Annotated in this window: 21 protein-coding genes; 13 read left to right on the top strand and 8 right to left on the bottom strand. The window is 45.1% G+C overall.

The annotated features are described in order from the left end of the window. Nucleotides 1–41 precede the first annotated feature (41 nt). The 6 genes from DW657_RS13940 to DW657_RS13915 form a co-directional block, all read right to left on the bottom strand. Nucleotides 42–518 carry a hypothetical protein gene (locus tag DW657_RS13940; protein ID WP_118313084.1) on the bottom strand — a complete coding sequence of 159 codons (477 nt, stop codon included), beginning with the start codon at nucleotides 516–518 and terminating at the stop codon, nucleotides 42–44. Continuing rightward, nucleotides 505–783, bottom strand: coding sequence for a hypothetical protein (locus DW657_RS13935; protein WP_118313083.1), 279 nt, complete (start codon nucleotides 781–783; stop codon nucleotides 505–507). The genes DW657_RS13940 and DW657_RS13935 overlap by 14 nt, the downstream gene beginning before the upstream one ends. 7 nt (nucleotides 784–790) lie before the next feature. Continuing rightward, entirely contained in the window at nucleotides 791–1,447 is a 657-nt protein-coding gene (locus DW657_RS13930; protein ID WP_118313082.1) for a hypothetical protein, read from the bottom strand. Between the two features lie 18 nt (nucleotides 1,448–1,465). Beyond that, the gene (locus DW657_RS13925; RefSeq protein WP_118313081.1) at nucleotides 1,466–1,900 is read right to left on the bottom strand and encodes a hypothetical protein; all 435 of its coding nucleotides are present in this window, start codon (nucleotides 1,898–1,900) and stop codon (nucleotides 1,466–1,468) included. An 85-nt stretch (nucleotides 1,901–1,985) separates the two neighbouring features. Further along, on the bottom strand, nucleotides 1,986–3,671 hold the full coding sequence (locus DW657_RS13920; protein WP_118313080.1) for a hypothetical protein: 1,686 nt from the start codon (nucleotides 3,669–3,671) through the stop codon (nucleotides 1,986–1,988). 34 nt (nucleotides 3,672–3,705) lie between these two features. Next, nucleotides 3,706–4,503, bottom strand: coding sequence for a hypothetical protein (locus DW657_RS13915; protein WP_118313079.1), 798 nt, complete (start codon nucleotides 4,501–4,503; stop codon nucleotides 3,706–3,708). 156 nt (nucleotides 4,504–4,659) lie between these two features. On the opposite strand from DW657_RS13915, the gene DW657_RS13910 reads away from it, so the two are divergent. From DW657_RS13910 to DW657_RS13880, 7 genes are read left to right on the top strand one after another with little or no spacing between them, the layout of a single operon-like run. Further along, nucleotides 4,660–6,684, top strand: a complete 2,025-nt coding sequence (locus tag DW657_RS13910; protein ID WP_147381959.1) for a hypothetical protein — start codon at nucleotides 4,660–4,662, stop codon at nucleotides 6,682–6,684. Between the two features lie 3 nt (nucleotides 6,685–6,687). Beyond that, complete coding sequence (locus tag DW657_RS13905) at nucleotides 6,688–7,182, top strand: hypothetical protein (protein ID WP_118313077.1); 495 nt, start codon at nucleotides 6,688–6,690, stop codon at nucleotides 7,180–7,182. A 13-nt stretch (nucleotides 7,183–7,195) separates the two neighbouring features. Further along, the gene (locus DW657_RS13900) at nucleotides 7,196–7,987 is read left to right on the top strand and encodes a hypothetical protein (RefSeq protein WP_118313076.1); all 792 of its coding nucleotides are present in this window, start codon (nucleotides 7,196–7,198) and stop codon (nucleotides 7,985–7,987) included. Nucleotide 7,988: 1 nt separating this feature from the next. Next, nucleotides 7,989–8,597: a hypothetical protein gene (locus DW657_RS13895; RefSeq protein ID WP_118313075.1), complete on the top strand. Its 609-nt coding sequence runs from the start codon at nucleotides 7,989–7,991 to the stop codon at nucleotides 8,595–8,597. Between the two features lie 18 nt (nucleotides 8,598–8,615). Continuing rightward, complete coding sequence (locus DW657_RS13890) at nucleotides 8,616–9,008, top strand: hypothetical protein (RefSeq protein ID WP_118313074.1); 393 nt, start codon at nucleotides 8,616–8,618, stop codon at nucleotides 9,006–9,008. Next, nucleotides 8,995–11,127 (top strand): hypothetical protein, encoded by a 2,133-nt coding sequence (locus DW657_RS13885; RefSeq protein ID WP_118313073.1) that lies wholly within the window; start codon nucleotides 8,995–8,997, stop codon nucleotides 11,125–11,127. Before DW657_RS13890 ends, DW657_RS13885 begins: the two co-directional genes overlap by 14 nt. Before the next feature lie 12 nt (nucleotides 11,128–11,139). Next, nucleotides 11,140–13,797 (top strand): hypothetical protein, encoded by a 2,658-nt coding sequence (locus DW657_RS13880; RefSeq protein WP_118313072.1) that lies wholly within the window; start codon nucleotides 11,140–11,142, stop codon nucleotides 13,795–13,797. Nucleotides 13,798–13,878: 81 nt separating this feature from the next. Here the strand turns inward: DW657_RS13880 and DW657_RS13875 are convergent, their stop codons facing one another. Further along, nucleotides 13,879–14,364 (bottom strand): hypothetical protein, encoded by a 486-nt coding sequence (locus DW657_RS13875; protein ID WP_147381958.1) that lies wholly within the window; start codon nucleotides 14,362–14,364, stop codon nucleotides 13,879–13,881. Then, entirely contained in the window at nucleotides 14,330–14,755 is a 426-nt protein-coding gene (locus DW657_RS13870; protein WP_147381957.1) for a hypothetical protein, read from the bottom strand. The genes DW657_RS13875 and DW657_RS13870 overlap by 35 nt, the downstream gene beginning before the upstream one ends. A gap of 201 nt (nucleotides 14,756–14,956) precedes the next feature. On the opposite strand from DW657_RS13870, the gene DW657_RS13865 reads away from it, so the two are divergent. The 6 genes from DW657_RS13865 (at nucleotide 14,957) to DW657_RS13840 (ending at nucleotide 17,530) form a co-directional block, all read left to right on the top strand. Next, nucleotides 14,957–15,520: a hypothetical protein gene (locus DW657_RS13865; RefSeq protein ID WP_118313069.1), complete on the top strand. Its 564-nt coding sequence runs from the start codon at nucleotides 14,957–14,959 to the stop codon at nucleotides 15,518–15,520. Beyond that, on the top strand, nucleotides 15,498–15,839 hold the full coding sequence (locus DW657_RS13860; protein ID WP_118313068.1) for a hypothetical protein: 342 nt from the start codon (nucleotides 15,498–15,500) through the stop codon (nucleotides 15,837–15,839). Before DW657_RS13865 ends, DW657_RS13860 begins: the two co-directional genes overlap by 23 nt. A 69-nt stretch (nucleotides 15,840–15,908) precedes the next feature. Next, nucleotides 15,909–16,352, top strand: coding sequence for a phage holin family protein (locus DW657_RS13855; RefSeq protein ID WP_118313085.1), 444 nt, complete (start codon nucleotides 15,909–15,911; stop codon nucleotides 16,350–16,352). Continuing rightward, complete coding sequence (locus DW657_RS13850; RefSeq protein WP_118313067.1) at nucleotides 16,349–16,771, top strand: N-acetylmuramoyl-L-alanine amidase; 423 nt, start codon at nucleotides 16,349–16,351, stop codon at nucleotides 16,769–16,771. Before DW657_RS13855 ends, DW657_RS13850 begins: the two co-directional genes overlap by 4 nt. A 3-nt stretch (nucleotides 16,772–16,774) precedes the next feature. Next, a complete protein-coding gene (locus DW657_RS13845; protein WP_118313066.1) occupies nucleotides 16,775–17,215 on the top strand; it encodes a hypothetical protein in 441 nt (146 codons plus the stop codon). 3 nt (nucleotides 17,216–17,218) lie between these two features. Next, nucleotides 17,219–17,530, top strand: coding sequence for an AlpA family transcriptional regulator (locus DW657_RS13840; protein ID WP_118313065.1), 312 nt, complete (start codon nucleotides 17,219–17,221; stop codon nucleotides 17,528–17,530). The last annotated feature ends 200 nt before the right edge of the window (nucleotides 17,531–17,730 follow it).

Raw genomic sequence — 17,730 nt, 5'->3', positions numbered from 1 at the left:
TTTTCCTAAATAATTATATTCTGCCATAAAAAATAATACCGTTATTTGTTTAATAATTCGTTAACCTGCTCTGTCGTGAGATCAGAATCAATGAAGGAATCCAATTTCAGACGGGTGTAAGAGTTGTCGTTTTCATTGATCTTTACCTTCTTCTCAAGTACTTCAACTTTTTCATTAAGAGAAGCTGGAGGAGGTGGTGATTCTTCTTCCTCAGGAACATAACTTCCTTCTGTAATCTTGTCAATATCATCTTCAGATATGGGCTGTATTTCATTGATTTTCTTGTAGAGAAAACTCATTTGATTAATCAAATCCTCAGGCAACCCTATGGCAGCTTTCAGAATACTAGCAAGCATAGCACTCAGATGATACAATTCTATAGTCCCCTTTTGAATTTTTCTTCCACTCACGCAATCGTCACGTATCTTATCTGTGGTGACGGCTTGGTCATTAATGTCGTCAGTCTTCATTAATGGCACCAAGCCGCCCATTTTCGGATCTTCTCTAAATGTAGGCATATTTGATTTCTTTTGGTTCTGATGAAGTGAATATCTGAATCTTTATGGTTTCAGGAATTACCCGAAGGCGAAGCTTGAACTCGCAGGTGTTCTTGTGGGCACGAATGGGAACTCTCGGCTTCTTTCCATCACCCCTATCCTGCCTGATTACCAGTTTTCCTGGGCGCTTTAGCGTAATCATCAGGTAGATGTCACGCTGCAAGGTTATCTCGGGGGAAACCCATGCAAGTTCTTCTTCGCTATAATTCGTAGATACATACTCCATGATTTCATTATTTTGATGTTTGACTAACGCCTAGCTGCTGCAAGGCTATCGTGTACATTTGCGTAGCCTTGGTATCATCGTAGGCTGAAAGCAATAAGAAGGCGAGATAGTAGATGAAGGCATTCTTCAAGCGGTCTGGGATAGCCACATCTGTAGAATCGGACGTGCTTACGTTCTTCGGAACACCCACAAAGGAAATGACCGCTTCCGCAGGCTTGGGCTGCAAGAGGATTTTCAGAGGATTCTCACGCATGATAGCCGCCTGTGGTCGGTCGATGGTTCCCTTTGCCGTATCATCAAACATCATGACAGCCTCATCTTGGGTATCTTCTATAGGCACTACCGCTTTGTACCAGCCATTGCCACGAATGCGAGAGATATTGATTACCTCGGTATTGGCATCCATCGTAACTACACCGATGTTTCTCTGAGAATCGTAGTCCTGCACTTGGAGGGTGGCGGAAGAAGTACCTATCTTCTTGGAATCTACCAATGCAGCGGAGGATGATGCGGTAACGGCAATCCAATGCAGGGCATCGTTAATTTTTGCCTTGATGATGTTGTCCATATACAAATCGTCCTTCTCATCTGTGATTGATGAGAAGTTGTTGGATTCCTCGTCTATGCACCAACGAACTGCCTTTATGATGTCTTCTACCTTCATTTCACCTTATTATATATGTTACTCCTTGCCGTAATCAGGGAAAACAAGACCAGCCTTGTCTGCATGCTTCATGGCAGTATCAAGGGTTCTGCAATCCTTGTCAAAACGGCTATTTACGTAATTGATAACCTCTTCGGCTGTGCGAATGCCGGTTACCTCTTCCTTCTTGGCTTTCTTCGAAGGCTTCTTTGCAGGCTCATTTACAAGCGCCTCTTCCTGCACAATATCCGACTCTTCAAGAGTTGTACGAATACAAATAACCTTTCCGCTCCTTACCAATTCATGGTTATCCAAAAGGTCTTGCGCATATTTGTTGCGAAGAGTAAGCTCTGGGCATTTGCGCATATAAGTGTTGCCATGAGTAAAGTTGTAGCGCATAGAATTACCGCCAGCACCGGAAATCGTAAGGCTTACATTATTACACAGCTCGTTATATCTATATGTCTTAATCATTATTTTCTATTTTAATAACAAAGGGACAGGGCTATTAACTCCTGCCCCTCTGCGTGATTTATATGTTAAAGATGAAAAAGATGCCTTATGCAGCAACGTCCATGCCGGCATACAAGTTCCACTTAGTACCATCGTACTCGTAAACCTTGCCCTTCTCGTAGGTTGTCTCATCCTTGGTGTAATCCTCTGTCAAAGCCACCTTCATGCCCTTAGAAGCAGTATCAGGGAGAGTCTTCAGAGATATGATGCTGTTCACGATGCCAGTAACACCAAGGTTGGTGATGAATGCCTCTGGACCGACCAGGATAGAGTTGTAGCCACGAAGAGCAATACAATCTGCCTCAATGTGCATGTATCGCTTAGCCTCACGTGGATCGTAGCCATCCTTGCTCATGTCGTTGGTCTTATCCTTGCCCTTCTCCTTCACGTAGTGACGAGCGCCCTTCAAGTCCATACCAACCATGCAGTCTTCCATGTGCATCATGTCAAGAGTCTGATCCCAAACGAAATCAATAGTACCGTAGTTATCAACGTAGCGAGAGAAGGTAATGTCGATTTCCTTGTGGGTAGAAAGAACCTCTGTGCGACCCTTTGGAATCTCAATGTTCATCAGGCGCTTGATTGCGTTCTTGCCACAGAACATATAGATGTGATCAGACTCAGAGAAGTCTGTGAACATCAACATACTGATAGCAGTCAAATCCTCGTACTTGTAAACCTCACCGATACCATACTGGTTAGTCAACTGATTCAAGATGCCATCTGCGAAGTAGGTGTACTCATCAGCACCGTCATTGGTGGTAGAGTGAATGCGAGCCTTGGTACCCATCCAATAAGAACGCTCAGCACGCATCTTGTACTTGTTGAGTGCATCTTCCTTCATATCCTTCACGGTATGAGGAATCTTCTTCTTCATGGTCTCGAAGTCCTCGGTGAAGACGATAGAGAATGCTCGCTTCTGTAGATAAACATCAGCAGAACGTGGCTGGTAGTTCTCAGCAGGAACCTTCATCTGAGACTCTGAGAGCGCTGTAGAAGCTGCCAAAATAACTGTACCAACAGGAATGTCCGGGCAAGTCATGTTTTCCAAGAACTCGCAATCGGCACCCTCCTCATTAGCCTTACCATTGACAGCCTGCAAGGTAACCTCAGTACCTGACTTATTGGCGCTGGTAACAAAGAGAACCAAACGACCTTCACGAACTGTAGTAGAGCCACGCTTGTAACCAGCTACGGTAGGAACGATAGCAGTAGAACCCTCGTAGAATGGCTTCAAAGAGCCTGAGAAGTTGGTTTTGGTAAGCTTGATGGAAGCACCAGTAGCAATAGGCTGTGTAACCTCACCGTCCAAGGTCTCGCCACCATAGCGTGCGTGCTTCTTCTTGTAACCAGTACAAGGAACAGTTGTGGTAAACTTCTTGACGATAGAAAGGAGAGGTGTATGATATGGGCGGAACTTGGTTTCACCCGTGTCCCAGTCTTCCTCTTCAAGACCACCTCGGTCCATCTGCGTAGCAGAAGCCTGCGTACCAGTCAAAGACTGACCAGCAGTTTTACCGCCAGGGGCAAGCATGTCGTTCTTATCCTTATCTACCTGCTCATTGGCAGCAGTCTCTTCGGTTGTTGCAGGCTTAGAACCCGGCTCGTTCAAGTCAGGTTCAACATCATCACCAACAGCCATTACACCACCACCTGTAACAACAGCAAGAAGCATCAGAATCATCTTAAAGATGAACTGACGATTAGAAAAATAATTAATTACTTTCTTCATTTTATACTTATATTTATGGATTAATAATCTTGTGTTAACCAATATCATCAAAGAAGCTGGATGCTCTCTTCTTAGTTTTCTTCTTAGCTGGCTCGTTTCCAGCACCCGAACTAGAAAGTGAAGGAGGAATACCCTCGTTTGCGGAAGAGCGGACCTTATTCTGAATCTTCTCGTTTCTTGCCTGCATAGCCGCCTCGTCTCGGGCTGAGGAAATATCAGAATCGTAGTTGTTGGCATTGTGGAGCATCTTCCAAACATCATCGGGAATGTCACCGCTCTCCACCTTGTCGTGAATCTCGTAAATCTGCTTCCACATATCGTGTGCATCATCTGGGTAGAGCTTAACCAAGCGCTCGATAGACTTGCGCATGTTTTCCGTAACCCTTTCGGTAGCTTCGTTCTGCTCAGCAACTTCCTCATTGTGTTTTGCAAGAATCTCGGCGAGCTTCTTGCCGCCCTCTGGGTCTTCGAGCAGAGCCTTGATGTCGATACCCAAGCGAGCCATCGCATCGAATGGGTTATCTTCCGGATTCTTCTCCATATCCATCGCCAAGGCAGCAAGCCACTTGTGCTTATCGAACACCTTAGACAACGCCTTTCCGCTCTCCTCGTATCGTCCGAGTGTATCAGCATCATCGTTCATAGCCGCATAACGAGCTTCCTTGTCCTCGAAATCAATGTCGGCATGGCGCTTCTTGAATCGGTCGGAGAAAGCCTTACGGTTAGGGCGCTCCTCTACCGGGGGAGTCTCTTCCGCAGCCTGTTCGGGTGAAGGAATCTGCTGTTCTGATTCTCCACCTGCATTCATCTGTTCTAATTCTTCCTTTGTCATATCTTAAACTGTTTGAAACGTTGCCGCAAAGATGCAAAGAAAATGCAATTATATTTCCGTGTTTCCGTGACAATAGGCAAACACACGGAAACACGGCAAAGAAAAAGGGATTTAAGACTATTTTTGCGCCTATAAATTAATAATGTGTAAACAAATATGGTTAAGGCGAAATTATTAACACTTAGCAAGGTGATGCCTCAGCGCAACAGATACGATTCCGTGAAGGCTCGAAAGAAGCGGCAGGAGCACGGAAAGGACTGGGAGCTGCTGACCCGATGCAAGAATGCCTGGAACAATCTGAGTGGCGTGAGGGAGACCCGAGCAAGAACGATGAGGTACTGCAACGGAGACCAGTGGAGCGACACCATCAGGGTGTATCATCATGGCTACTGGGAGGAAATGACGGAGCGCACCTATATGGAGCGGCGCAACCAGACCCCTATGAGCAACAACATCATGATCAGCATCTTGGAATCCATCGCAGGACTCTATGCCAAGCAGGGTACGGAACCAGTATGCTTCGCAAGAGATAATGACTCCCGACAACTGAGCGACATGATGAGTGCTACGATGCAGTGCAACTGGCAGACCACCGGTATGCAGGATTTGCTGAATCACCTCATCAAGGACTACCTGCAGGGCGGTCAGATGTTTGTGAGGGAGAGCTGGGAAGACCGAGAACTGGAAATGCCTGATGCGTGGACGGACGCAATGGAACCTGACCACATGTTCTTCGAATGTGGAAGTGACCCAAGACACAATGACGTTTGTCTGATAGGCTGTCTGCATGACGTAAGCAAGGAAGACTTGTATCAGAAGTTTGCCCGCAGGGAATACGGATTGACGGTTAATGACTTGAACTGTATCTTCGACATTCATGATGTAGATGATAGCAGTTATGGCTACGAGTTTAACGAAGAGAAGGCTTTGGAAAATCTCAGCTTCGATTATACCAACAAGGGAAGACACTACGTAAGAGTGATTGAGGTATGGACTACGGAAACCAAACCAAGACTGCAATGTTTCGACCCTATTGCCAAGAACATGAACAATGCTTGGTTCCGTGTGGATTTGGAAGACACGGCAATGATAAACAAGCTGATTCAGGAGAACGAGAAGCGAAAGAAGCAGTATGACGAATATGGTGTGCCGGAAGAAGACCGTGCCTATATTACATCGGAAGATCTTTCAGATAAATACTGGTACTACACCTTCATGGCTCCTGACGGTACGGTTCTTTGCCGTGGTGAATCTCCTTACGATTTCAAGAGTCACCCATACACCATGAAGCTTTATCCTTTCATCAACGGAGAGATTCATCCGTTCATGACCAACGTGATAGATCAGCAGCGCTACATCAACCGCCTGATTGTGATGAACGATATGAGTATCAGAAGTAGCTTCAAGGGATTCAAGATGATTCCTACAACCGTACTGGGCGGAAGGACACCAGAGCAGTTCATGGAAGAGGCAATAGAATACGATGGATGGATATTCTATACACCAAAGAGAACAATGCCAAACGTGAAGCCAGAGATTATTACTTCGAATGCGGTAAATATCGGAACCAACGAACTCTTGCAGATAGAGCTGAACCTTATCAGAGAGGTAACCAACGTGAGCGGAGCCTTGCAGGGCAAGACCCCTTCGGCAGGAACATCGGCTGCAAGATATGCCCAAGAGAGCCAGAACGCAACCACTTCGCTCTACACCATCCTATCCGATATGGAGATTTTTACGGAGAAGCTGGCAATGAAAAAGTGCTCAGTTATCCAGCAGTTCTACGAGGACGGAAGAAAGATTTTCAACAAGGACGGTCTGAACACCTACAGCTACGACAGGCTATCAGCAAGAGACATTCACTTCAAGATAAGCATCAAGAATGCAGCGGCATCTGCTGCCTACAACACCTTACAGAATGATGACTTGAAGGAGTTGCTGCAAATGGGTGCAATCAATCTGATTCAGTACTTGCAGAACGTGAACAAACCATTTGCAGACAAGCTTCTTGCCAGCGTGCAGGAACAGCAGGCACAGTTAGAACAGATGTACCAGCAGCAACAGGCTATGGCTCAGCAGCAGGGCGGCGGACTGGTAGAAAACGGCATCGTACAGGGTGCAGACCAGAACGCAGTGGCTCAGGCTATGAGCATGAACAATCAGTATTATCAAACAGCATAAGTTATGGCAGTAACAGAACAGACAATAACGATAGGGTATGCCGACATCAAGAGCAAGGTAAAGAAGCATTTCTCCATCATCGGAAAAAGACTTTCCGACAAGCAGGGGAACATCCTCTTTACTGGCGTTACCCTATCATCGACCGAGGAAGACATCTTGAAGCAGTATGTGAAGGATGCGGCAGAAACATTCGTGGGCAACTTTTCTCCACTGATAGCTGGCTACACAGATAACACCGATGATGTGGTATTCACCTATCAGCGAAACAGAGTGAGCGAGGGCAAGGCAAACGCATTCTGTAGCCTCTTCAAGAGCTATGTGGTAGATTACGTAGCCTATTCGGTACTCTCCATGACCTATGCCGATTCTGCAAGGAAGTATGTAGACGATATGACGAATCATGTGAACTCTGCATTGAAGCTGATCTTCCAGAAGGATGCGCCGGCATCGGGCAGCAAGACCATGGAGGATATGACAGGAGAAGTAATTTTGAACTAAAAAGATTAAAGCTATGATTTTAAAATTTCAGATTATCAAGTCGGTGGTGATTGACGAGGTGAAGAGAGCCACCTATCTAAAGGCAAAGATTGATGGAGCCATAGACGATAAAGCCATCAAGATGAGTTTCAACGAGGCGGCTGGCGATGAGGAAGTACACGAAAGAACGCTGACCCACGATTTCCAGTCTGCCCTGGAGATAACAAAGGTTATCCTGGCAGATTATCTTGCACCGAATGCCCAGACCATGGGTGACAATATCATCTACTACGGAAGCAAGACCGATGATGTAGTGGAGTTTGTTGTCAATGTTTCCAGACGATGCAACGGTACGCTTTCCGATACATTGGCAAGACTGGTAGCCAAGTATGTGGAAGACTACATGATTTACCAGTGGTGGTTGAAGACAACCAACCTGAAACAGGCAGAGCCTTATCTGTCTTCTCTCAGCTTTGATGAGCAGAATATCCGCCGATGCTTTGTATTGAGCGGTCCAGTGGTTCCCTCCATTCCTTACACCAAAACACTGACCGCCAAGGTGGATGGCAGCAGTTCGGGCGGTGCAATCACACTCGGTGTGGATGAAGAGGACGTGAATATCTCCTACTCCATTGATGATGGCGCCATTGATGATATTGAGGCGAGAAGCAGCGACCCTAGCATCGTTGAGATTCAGCGCAGCCCAGACCCTTATACCTTCGCCCTGAAGCCAAGGAATACCGGTGTGACAACCGTTACCCTCTTCTCCCGACACAGCGACAACCTGAAGACAGAGGTGGAAGTAACCGTAGCAAAGGAGGTATAGAATGGAGTTCAACGCATTACACCCAACACATTTTATCCGTGAGAGAGGATGGAAGCCCGAGCCGAATCCTTTCCTTCCGAAGCCTCCTCGTCCGGCACACAAGTACTACAGCAAGCACATCTTCATCTATGCCAACCAACTCTGGTATGACATTGATGCAGCTACAAACATGGTGGGCAGGGCAAGACGAGGCAATCAGACGAATCAGGAAGACACCATCCCTACCAGCGAGAACGATAAGGAAAGACCGCTCTTCTACCGCTGGTTTGACAAGTACCTGAAAAAGGCAGAAGGAATCCTCTCTGCCTACGTGATGAAGCCGCAGGGAGTGGTAAGAGACAATGCCCTGAAGGAATGGGATGAGAAGGAAATCTGGCTGAACATGCCAGACTACTGGGACGACACACGGTATGACGAACTGGTGAAGCATATCCACAGCTACATCGTGGCTGGTGCTCTCTATGAATATTTCCTGCTTACGCTTACCAGTAAAGACCCGCTTACCATCTCGAAGCAGGAAGAAATGAACGATGAAGAACTGGAAATACTGGATGCGGCGAGTGCAAGCAAAGCAGGAATGCTGGTTCATACACTGAAACCATTTGGATAAAAAAGGAAGGAGAAGCTTATGGGAGAGTTTGATGATATTAAGTCGGTAAGGGAAATCATGCAGGAGAAGCGTGAGAAGGCAAAGAAGATTCTGCCAGTGAGCAAGAGCGCACAGAAAGAATTTATCCGAGACTTCCTAGCCCGACATCAGGATAAGTTTGAGGAGTGCATGAACCAGTTGGCAGAATACGACCCGAAAACATACGTTACCATCTATGCCAACCTGACCAAGCACATGATACCAAAGCAGAGCGAGGTGAGCGTGACCCATGGATTGGATGAAGACTTCAAGCAGTTGGCGGCACTGGGAAGAACCAAGACAGACAACAATGGATTGGACGTGACTCAGGTGCCACAGATACAGGATGCAGATTTTGAGGAAATAAAGGAATTGGGCGATGGCATTAGTTAGAGAAGTAGATATTGACGAACTCGTAGCCGAAAACAAGCGGCGATACGATGAGATTTACGGAACCTACAACCCTTGGACGGGTGAAGGCTGCTATGATTTCGAGCACAGGGAACTGCTCGAACTGCCCGACTTCTTAATTCCGAAGATGTGGGTTCCCAAAGAATGTATGCGTACCTTATTATATATAGGTCTGAAACGGTTGGGCAGCATGAAGAAGTACATCATCCAAGTATGGGGCAAGGAGTATAACGAGAAGAGTTACTACACCAAGCAGTTGAAGATGGTGCTGACCTTCGAGATTATGAAGGTGAGATTCAGGGAAGACCCCGAGTTTGCCTTGTTTGCTACCGATAAGATTGAGGATAAGGTAACTGGTGATATGATACCTTTCAAGCTGAACTATCCACAGCGCAAGCTCTTGAAGATTTTTGAGGATTTGCGAACAAGCCACAGGGCTATCCGAGTAGTGATTCTGAAAGCCCGACAGTGGGGCGGTTCTACCCTCACCCAGCTTTACATCAAATGGCTACAGGATTTTCGCAAGGACGGATGGAACGCCATCGTGCTAGCCCAGCAGAAGAATACAGCAAAGAAAATCAAGGCGATGTATAGAAAGGCATTGGAGAATCAGCCAGGCTGGACCATCGGAAGACCGGGAGCCAAGCTTCAATTCTCTCCTTACGAGAACTCGCCTGATGATTTCCAGGTAACAGACGGAATGAGGGCAATAAGAAGAAGTACGCTGACCGTGGCATCCTTCGAGAACTTCGATTCCGTGCGTGGTAGCAACTTCCACTGTGCCCACTATTCTGAGGTTGCCTATTGGAAGAAGACCCCAGAGCATGATCCTGAGGGCGTGATTTCTTCTATCTCGGGTGGTATCAGAAATCAGGAGGATAACTTGGAGGTGTTCGAGAGTACCGGCAAAGGTAACTCTGGCTTCTTCTATGAGAAATGCCAGTTGGCGATGGACCCGAAGAACAACGATGCCTATTCCTTCCTATTCATCCCTTGCTTCTTCATCGAGCACGATATGGAGGAAGTGAAGAGTGAACGAGCCTTTGCAAAATGGCTTTTGGAAAACAAGAATAAGAGTACCAACCCGAAGGGCTACCGAGAAACAGGAAAGTTCTTTTGGCGTATGTGGGAGAAGGGAGCCTGCTTTCAGGCTATCGAGTGGTACAGAAACTTCCGCAACAAGTTTACCACTCATTCCTTCTGTGCTACCGAGGCGCCAGTGGATGAGGAAGATGCCTTCCGAAACTCTGGTAATCTGGTCTTCAACCCCTACTCTATTGATGATTTACAGAAGAAGTACAAGCGTGAGCCAATCTATACCGCCGACATCATCATTGACGGCAACAAAAATGAGTCTTCCATCGAAAAATCGAAGATCAGCATCAGACAGGATGGTGATGGCGACTTGAAGATCTGGGCAGTACCTAACTGTCTGAAAGTGGAGAACAGATACTTGGTGAGCGTGGATATTGGCGGTAAATCCTCGACTTCCGACTATACCGTCATGACAGTAATAGATAGATTCGGGATGTTGCCTACCATCAAGGGCAAGCCGAAGGTGGTGGCAAGATGGCGAGGACACGTAAGACACGACAAGCTGGCGTGGATGGCTGCGGCATTGGCGCATTACTACGATGATGCGCTGCTGGTAATCGAGAGCAACACGGCAGACCGTGAGAAAAACAATAATACGGAAGGCGACCACTTCGGAAGTATTTTGAACGAGATAGCCGATTACTACGATAATCTGTATCAGCGTACCACAAGCCCAGAGGACGTGAGCGATGATGTGCTTGCCAAGTATGGATTCCAGACCAACAAGCTGACCAAGGGTTGGGTTATTGATAATCTGGAGCAGTTTGTGGATGATATGCTCTGGGACGAGCCTGATAAGGAAATGTATCATGAGCTGAGAATCTACGAGCGGCATGATGATGGAAGTCTTGGCAATATCGTGGGCAACGGCAACCATGATGATGTACTGATGAGTACCGCCATCGGTTTGTGGGTAAGCGCCAACGATATGGAGAAGCCTAAATGGAAACAAAAGGAAAGAACAAGCAGCGGTGGCGACGGCGTTCACTCTGCTGCGAAAATTTAAAGATATTGAGTTATGGAGAGAAACTTGGATAGAAAGACTTTGAGTTTCAGCAAGGGTATGACGAACGTACCGAGTGACTTGCTGAGTGAGGATAGCGAGCTTGCCTATTCGCAAAACATCATATATAGGAATGGTGAAATGGTCCCGATTCAGAAGATGGAGCCTTTCGGCACTGTGAGCGGCACGATTTTGTTTGTCCATAAAATGGCAGACTTCGAGAATATCATTACCTATGACAGAGACCCCGGAACAAACAAATATACCATCAGATGCTACAAGATGAGTGACCTCAAAACGGCGATAGGTACATTTGAGGGTGACGGAGAAGTGAAGGATGCGCAAGCGGTGGGAAATACACTGGTGCTGGCTACAGATAATGGATTGAGATACATCAGGCACATTGGCAAAAAATACAAGGATTTAGGAACGGATATTCCTGAGCCGAAATTCAGACCTATGTTTTCTGTAAGCAATAAAGCGCTTCCAAAGACTGTAAAGAATAACATCATCTCTTTTGTAGATAAGGCAGATCGTGTAAATTTTTCGATTAATGGTGACGGAACCATCAATTACGATGGGTCTGATTGGTTTTACGACAAGCTCAAAACACCTACAGATACCGACAAGTATGATAATTTACAAACATCAATCAAGGGAACTGCTGCACAGGCAATCAATATAGTGAAGCAGAATAACTATTTTATCTATCCTTTTTTTATAAGATTTGCCTGGAAGCTATATGACGGAACCTATGCTAAGATTTCAAATCCCATTATCTGCTATCCTACCGCACGAAGAAGTGGAAACTTTTTAGTGTGGGATAATTATACAGGAAAACCGAATTATGTTTATATTCAATATGCTCCTTACTATGGCAAACTGCATTTTGAAGCAAATAATCAAAGCATAGGAGAATGGGATGATATTATAAAAGAGCTTGTGGTTTTCGCTACAACAGGAGTTCCTCAGTTTAATATTGATGATGATTGGATTTTCAGAGAGCCAGACAGCGTTGATAGTATCAGATATGATGGTATTACATTCAGCGTATATAAGAAAATTGGTTATTACTTCAAGTCTATTACCGATTCTGATTTTGATGATTTTTATCATGTGTTCCCACGTAACTTCATTGAACCCAAAAGCTATAAGACAGATGAAGAAATCATAGACGAATTAATGAAGAAAAGCCAGTTTTACAAACTGTTCTCAATGAAAATTGGCAGCGAATATATGGATGGGAAAAACTATGATGCGAAGTATGTCATAAGAGATCATATCGTAGAAAACCTGACAACACAAGAGCAGCTGCCAAAGGATGACTATTATGGATGGACCAAGACAGTAACAGATAATTTATACGTGTACAATAACAGGATAAACATGCTGGGTATTAAACGTTATCCGTTCCGTGGTTTTAATCTTTTTACTGCTGTAGATAAATCGAGCGGCGAAGGTTTTACATTCTATACCCATATCGTAAGTGATACAATGGACGCCTGGGTAAAATCAGACAATAATACAATCCCTGAAGGAACCATACCGGGCTGGCTCTATTACCCAGACCCTCACGCTACGGAAATGATTATCAGAAGGACTACTTCTGATTTGGCAGGAATCCGTGTCAAACTATCTCAGCATCCTATGCTGAATGGAGCGTACGCTTTTGTTTCGCTTCCTTCCAATGATGAAATATCGGGGAATGTAGCTGCGCCTACGGTTGATACTAATGCTTACGAAACACTTGATTCCCAGATATTCACTTCCGTAGTGAACAATCCGTTTGTGTTTGAGGCTTCTGGCGACAATACAGTGGGCACAGGAAAGATTCTAGGTATCGTGGCTAATACAGAGGCGGTAAGTCAGGGACAGTTCGGTCAATATCCTCTGCTCGTCTTTACCGATGAAGGCATCTATGCCATGAGCGTGAATGCAGAGGGACTTTACTCCAGCATACACCCTATATCCAGAGAGGTTTGCAACAATGCCGATTCCATCACCCCTACCGACAAGGTGGTTTACTTCACTTCCGAAAAAGGATTGATGGCAACATCGGGCGGCGAGGCTATTTGTGTATCGGGGCAGTTGAGCGGTGGAAAGAACAGAGGATTTCCAAGCGACTTCCTGCCTTTCAAGACTTTCTTGGAGAACTGTCTGATAGCCTATGACTACAAGGCTTCGCTGCTGAGAATATTCAACAAGAAGACCAGCTATCACTATGTATATAATATGGTGGATAAAATTTTCTCTATCTCCCACAACTATACCAGCAGCAAGATTTTCTGTAGAACGGTAGCCAACAACTACCCCGACAATCTTGTGCAGTTTGATGATAGTAGCGTTTATTCCCTTACCAACATTCCATTGACAGAGGATGATGCCAACGACTATGACTGCGTAATGACTACCCGACCTTTGAAACTGGGCGGCTCTACCATTCTGAAATCATTGAGGGGCTTGAAGCATCTTTTCGATTCTGATACCGGCACGGTAAGCGTAACGGTCTATGGCTCCAACAACGGCAAGGACTGGGTTGCGCTGAAGAGTCTCTTCGGCAAGCCGTGGAAATACTTCAAGCTGGAGTATTCTTTCAAGAACTTCAAGGCAAGCGATTCCTTTGCCGGGTCCATCATAGAGACTCAGAGCAGAAGGGAAGACAAGATAAGATAATTCCTTCCATAAGTTTGATAACATCAAGAAGGCGGCTACTCGTGATGAGCAGTCGCCTTCGACATTAAAACACTAACAAACTTATGCAGAACGTTTCCGTTCTATGTAGATTATGAACCATTCCATCAAATAACCTATGACGAAGCAATAAAGGTGGAGGCATCCGTTCACGTTGTCCAACAGCATCGTGAAGAGGAGGAAGGGTCCAGCCTTTTTGATTGCATCTTTCCATCGTCCTGTCCTGCCCCACATGATACCGAAGACAGAAAAGAGAAATCCAGACAAACCCATCGTTGGCTCGGTAACGAACATCGGCAGATAACTGGCTGCTACGGCTACCGCAAAAGCCTTGACAGGCGAAATCCTGCCCTTGATCTGCCAGAGTACCAGCAGATTGATGGCAAGATGAAAGCCATTGACGTGAAAGAAGCTGTACAGTAGATGATTCTCCCAGGGGCATCCGTGATAGAAGCCTATGTGCCAAGTGCAAAGAATGATGCAGATGAGCGACAGAATCGCCTTCAATCTGAAACTATTCATGCTTACCATCCCTGTAACCTTTCCCATATCGCTTGCAATTATAGAAAATATCCTCGGCTGATCGAGGAGACAGAAAGAACTCGGGAGCTGGCTCTCCTACCAAAAACTGGCAGATGAAATGGAGCGACTGCCCGATAAACTCCTTCTTCTGAGATACTGCATTCAATCTATCGAACAGAGAATAGTACATTCTCCTTCTCGGTTCCGTCATGGCATCCACCTCAGAGAAATCGCCTACCACCATCTTTCTGAGCTTCTCGAATGCCTGCTTGGGATTCACGTAATATCTCGGTGCGGGATGAGATACTATCTTCGCCCACGCCTCCTTTGCGGTGTGGCAGGTGGGTGCTACCTCACGATAAGTCTTCATCAGGTCTTCCCGTTGCTTTTCCGTCAAACTATAATTGGTTTTCGTCATACGCTTTATTCGTTAAATCGTGCTACAAAGGTACGAATTATCTAGAATACGTCCAAATAAATAATATATTTTAATATTTTGCTCACTTTTTGTAGTTTTGTACAGGAATATTTTTATCTTTGCACCGACTAAAACATTTAGCTACCGTTTTCTAAGAAACAGCAACTAGATCAACGATATCAACATAAAATTGAAACAAAAATGAAAAAGAGTATTAACAACGCTCTTTCAGAAGAAGAGCAAGAGCAGGTTCTGCAAGGTTTGCTGAGCCGCAAAATTTGGAGATTCTATGAACTCCTGGCAAAATGGGCACCCATACCGCTGATGCTAGGGCACTGGTATGGAGTTTGGGACTATGGGCGTTATCCAAGACCTACCGTACTTAATACGGCTGATAACGGAAATTGTATCATCTGGATTTACTTTCTGGCATACGTGTATATGCCAATCTGCATGATACCAGTGAGTTTCTTCTTCAGATACTGCTGGATATTCCGTATTCCGTTCTTTTATTTTTTCGGTATCAACGCTATCAGATTGTATTATCAGCACTGGCTCATCACTCCCGAGCAGTTGGAGATGCACCATGTATTTATCATTTTTACATTAATATTATATGCCTATGGATTTATCAAGATCGCTATCACACGTAGCAAATGCCGCATTCCAGATGTTTCAGAATGGAGAATGCGGTTTTTCGGAAGAAGAAGAAAGAATGGTACAGAGAAACCTTCTGTACTGGATGGAAAGAAGACATCACTTTGATGAGAAGCTGGGGAGAGCCTGCATCGCCAACATCTATTATTTCAAGGATGATGTGACCAAGGAGTACGCCCCATTCTTCGATTACAAGGAAGTGAAGGAGGAGTACGACAAGCAGGCTTGGATGATTCCCGACTACACGATGTGGGATTTTGCCGTGACCATGAATAAGATGTTTGCAGAAAACATTGATGTGATTGGTAAATGGTCGAGAAGCAAAGAGACCCTGAAGAAGAGAATCTCCGAACTATCAGTGAGTTTCCTCTGCGACGAGTCAACCAATCACCCCACCGATAAAATTTGGTGGTACATGAACAGTTAGACGGAAACACGGAAAAAGCTATCTGAAAACCCCTTATCTTTGCGCCATTAATCAATATTAATGGTATATATGACAGAGATTATTCATACATTTTTGCAAGAGCACCTATACAAGACGGCGTTGATTTTTGCCATCTGTATGGGTGCTCTTATCGTTTCGATGGGTGTAGATCTGTTCCTTGGAGTCAGGAAAGCGAAGGAAAACGGAGAAGCTACAACAAGTAAGGGATATAAGAAAACTTGCGATAAGGCACAGAAGTATTTTTTGCCTTTAATTGCAACAATGTGTATCGACTTGATTACGTGCGAGATTATACCAATCCCTGCTTTCTCGATAATTTGGACAGGATATTGTTTGTTCTGCGAGTTCGTAAGCATCAGAGAAAAGAGCTGGAAGAAGGCTGAAATTCGTAAGCAGGAAAAGACAATAAGCATCATCCTTGACAACAAAGATGATTTGGCTAAGGCTTTTGCTAAAGTTTTAAAGGAGCAGGAGAAGGAGGGCAAGGTATGAGACTGATTGAGAGAATTTTCGTTCACTGTACTGCCTCTTCTCAGAAATGGGGCGTGAAGGATCTTTGGGATGAGTTCAAGCGCAAGGGCTGGAAAAACCCCGGCTATCATTATGTGATTACCAAGGATGGTGGCATACATCAGATGCTGCCGGTAGAAATGGTAAGTAACGGCGTGAAGGGATATAATTCTACTGCCATCAATATTGCCTATGTAGGCGGTATTGACTCGAAGGGAAAGGCTGTAGATAACAGAACCAAGGAGCAGAAGGATGCACTGGCTACCCTGCTTAAACAGCTGAAAAAGAAATATCCGAATGCGGCGATTATGGGGCATCGTGATATTTGGGGGGCAGACAAGTCGAAGTGGAAGAAGATGTGCCCTTGTTTTAATGCGAAAGAGGAATATAAAAATCTATAGCGTATGAAGTGGTATGAAATAAGATTTCGGAAATGGGCTTGCATCGGTTTGGTGGTTGGAGTTATCCTGCTGGCATTCACTGGCTGCAAGACCAAGGAGTATGTGAAGGTTCCCGAGTATCATACTGAGTATATTGTGAGAAGTGACACTATCGCCAAAATGGATAGTGTGTATGTGAAGGATTCGGTGTATGTGTATCAGAAGGGTGATACCGTAGTGATAAGCAAGATTGCCTATCGGGACCGATACCGCAATATATATAAGGTGAAGCTTGATACCATTATCAAGCGTGATTCTGTTTCCGTGCCAGTACCAGTTGAGCGGCAGCTTACCAAGAGTGAGCAGAGATTAATGACACTGGGAAGATGCTATATCGGATTCCTTTTCCTGTTGGCTGTATGTGCCATCGGCTTTGCCTTCTGGTATCACAATAAAAAGTGCTAGCTTATGGGAAAGATTAGCGAAGAACTTCAGATGATTGATTCGCTCTTGATGGAATTTCATGAGCGGATTCAGTCGGGAAGATGTTTGACGAATAAGCAGCAGAACACGATGATGCTGAATTTCCTGCATCAGATTGCCAACAAGGATGAGCCGATCAGTAAAACGGAAGCGTGCGAATACGTCCAAGTTTCCAGGGCTACCTTTGACCGGCTGGTAAAAGAAGGAAGGCTCCCTAAGGGACGGAAGCGCAAGGGCTGGACCGAACTTGTTTGGTATGAAAAAGATTTGGATAAGTACATAGATAAGTTGATTTAGGTATAATTTTAGTTTTTTTTGTTTTTATAGGTTAGACGTTGTTTATTTAGTCGAAAAATCCCCACCCGGCTGTGAAGCTAGGTGGGGATTGATTGTTTTACTCGCCAAGAATATCCTTGATTTTCTTGTTGATGTACTCATCAGAAGTACTTTCCTTTATAAGGGCATCAACATCTGGCAGTTTAAGCATCAGGAAGAGC

Source organism: Prevotella sp. AM23-5, from assembly GCF_003473645.1.
GTDB lineage: Bacteria > Bacteroidota > Bacteroidia > Bacteroidales > Bacteroidaceae > Prevotella > Prevotella copri_A.
This window is presented reverse-complemented; position numbering and strand designations above follow the sequence as displayed.

Excerpts from the sequence above, each read along its gene's own strand:
- DW657_RS13940 (WP_118313084.1), bottom strand. The coding sequence starts at position 518 with ATGCCTACATTTAGAGAAGATCCGAAAATGGGCGGCTTGGTGCCATTA.
- DW657_RS13935 (WP_118313083.1), bottom strand. The coding sequence starts at position 783 with ATGGAGTATGTATCTACGAATTATAGCGAAGAAGAACTTGCATGGGTT.
- DW657_RS13930 (WP_118313082.1), bottom strand. The coding sequence starts at position 1,447 with ATGAAGGTAGAAGACATCATAAAGGCAGTTCGTTGGTGCATAGACGAG.
- DW657_RS13925 (WP_118313081.1), bottom strand. The coding sequence starts at position 1,900 with ATGATTAAGACATATAGATATAACGAGCTGTGTAATAATGTAAGCCTT.
- DW657_RS13920 (WP_118313080.1), bottom strand. The coding sequence starts at position 3,671 with ATGAAGAAAGTAATTAATTATTTTTCTAATCGTCAGTTCATCTTTAAG.
- DW657_RS13915 (WP_118313079.1), bottom strand. The coding sequence starts at position 4,503 with ATGACAAAGGAAGAATTAGAACAGATGAATGCAGGTGGAGAATCAGAA.
- DW657_RS13910 (WP_147381959.1), top strand. The coding sequence starts at position 4,660 with ATGGTTAAGGCGAAATTATTAACACTTAGCAAGGTGATGCCTCAGCGC.
- DW657_RS13905 (WP_118313077.1), top strand. The coding sequence starts at position 6,688 with ATGGCAGTAACAGAACAGACAATAACGATAGGGTATGCCGACATCAAG.
- DW657_RS13900 (WP_118313076.1), top strand. The coding sequence starts at position 7,196 with ATGATTTTAAAATTTCAGATTATCAAGTCGGTGGTGATTGACGAGGTG.
- DW657_RS13895 (WP_118313075.1), top strand. The coding sequence starts at position 7,989 with ATGGAGTTCAACGCATTACACCCAACACATTTTATCCGTGAGAGAGGA.
- DW657_RS13890 (WP_118313074.1), top strand. The coding sequence starts at position 8,616 with ATGGGAGAGTTTGATGATATTAAGTCGGTAAGGGAAATCATGCAGGAG.
- DW657_RS13885 (WP_118313073.1), top strand. The coding sequence starts at position 8,995 with ATGGCATTAGTTAGAGAAGTAGATATTGACGAACTCGTAGCCGAAAAC.
- DW657_RS13880 (WP_118313072.1), top strand. The coding sequence starts at position 11,140 with ATGGAGAGAAACTTGGATAGAAAGACTTTGAGTTTCAGCAAGGGTATG.
- DW657_RS13875 (WP_147381958.1), bottom strand. The coding sequence starts at position 14,364 with ATGGGAAAGGTTACAGGGATGGTAAGCATGAATAGTTTCAGATTGAAG.
- DW657_RS13870 (WP_147381957.1), bottom strand. The coding sequence starts at position 14,755 with ATGACGAAAACCAATTATAGTTTGACGGAAAAGCAACGGGAAGACCTG.
- DW657_RS13865 (WP_118313069.1), top strand. The coding sequence starts at position 14,957 with ATGAAAAAGAGTATTAACAACGCTCTTTCAGAAGAAGAGCAAGAGCAG.
- DW657_RS13860 (WP_118313068.1), top strand. The coding sequence starts at position 15,498 with ATGGAAAGAAGACATCACTTTGATGAGAAGCTGGGGAGAGCCTGCATC.
- DW657_RS13855 (WP_118313085.1), top strand. The coding sequence starts at position 15,909 with ATGACAGAGATTATTCATACATTTTTGCAAGAGCACCTATACAAGACG.
- DW657_RS13850 (WP_118313067.1), top strand. The coding sequence starts at position 16,349 with ATGAGACTGATTGAGAGAATTTTCGTTCACTGTACTGCCTCTTCTCAG.
- DW657_RS13845 (WP_118313066.1), top strand. The coding sequence starts at position 16,775 with ATGAAGTGGTATGAAATAAGATTTCGGAAATGGGCTTGCATCGGTTTG.
- DW657_RS13840 (WP_118313065.1), top strand. The coding sequence starts at position 17,219 with ATGGGAAAGATTAGCGAAGAACTTCAGATGATTGATTCGCTCTTGATG.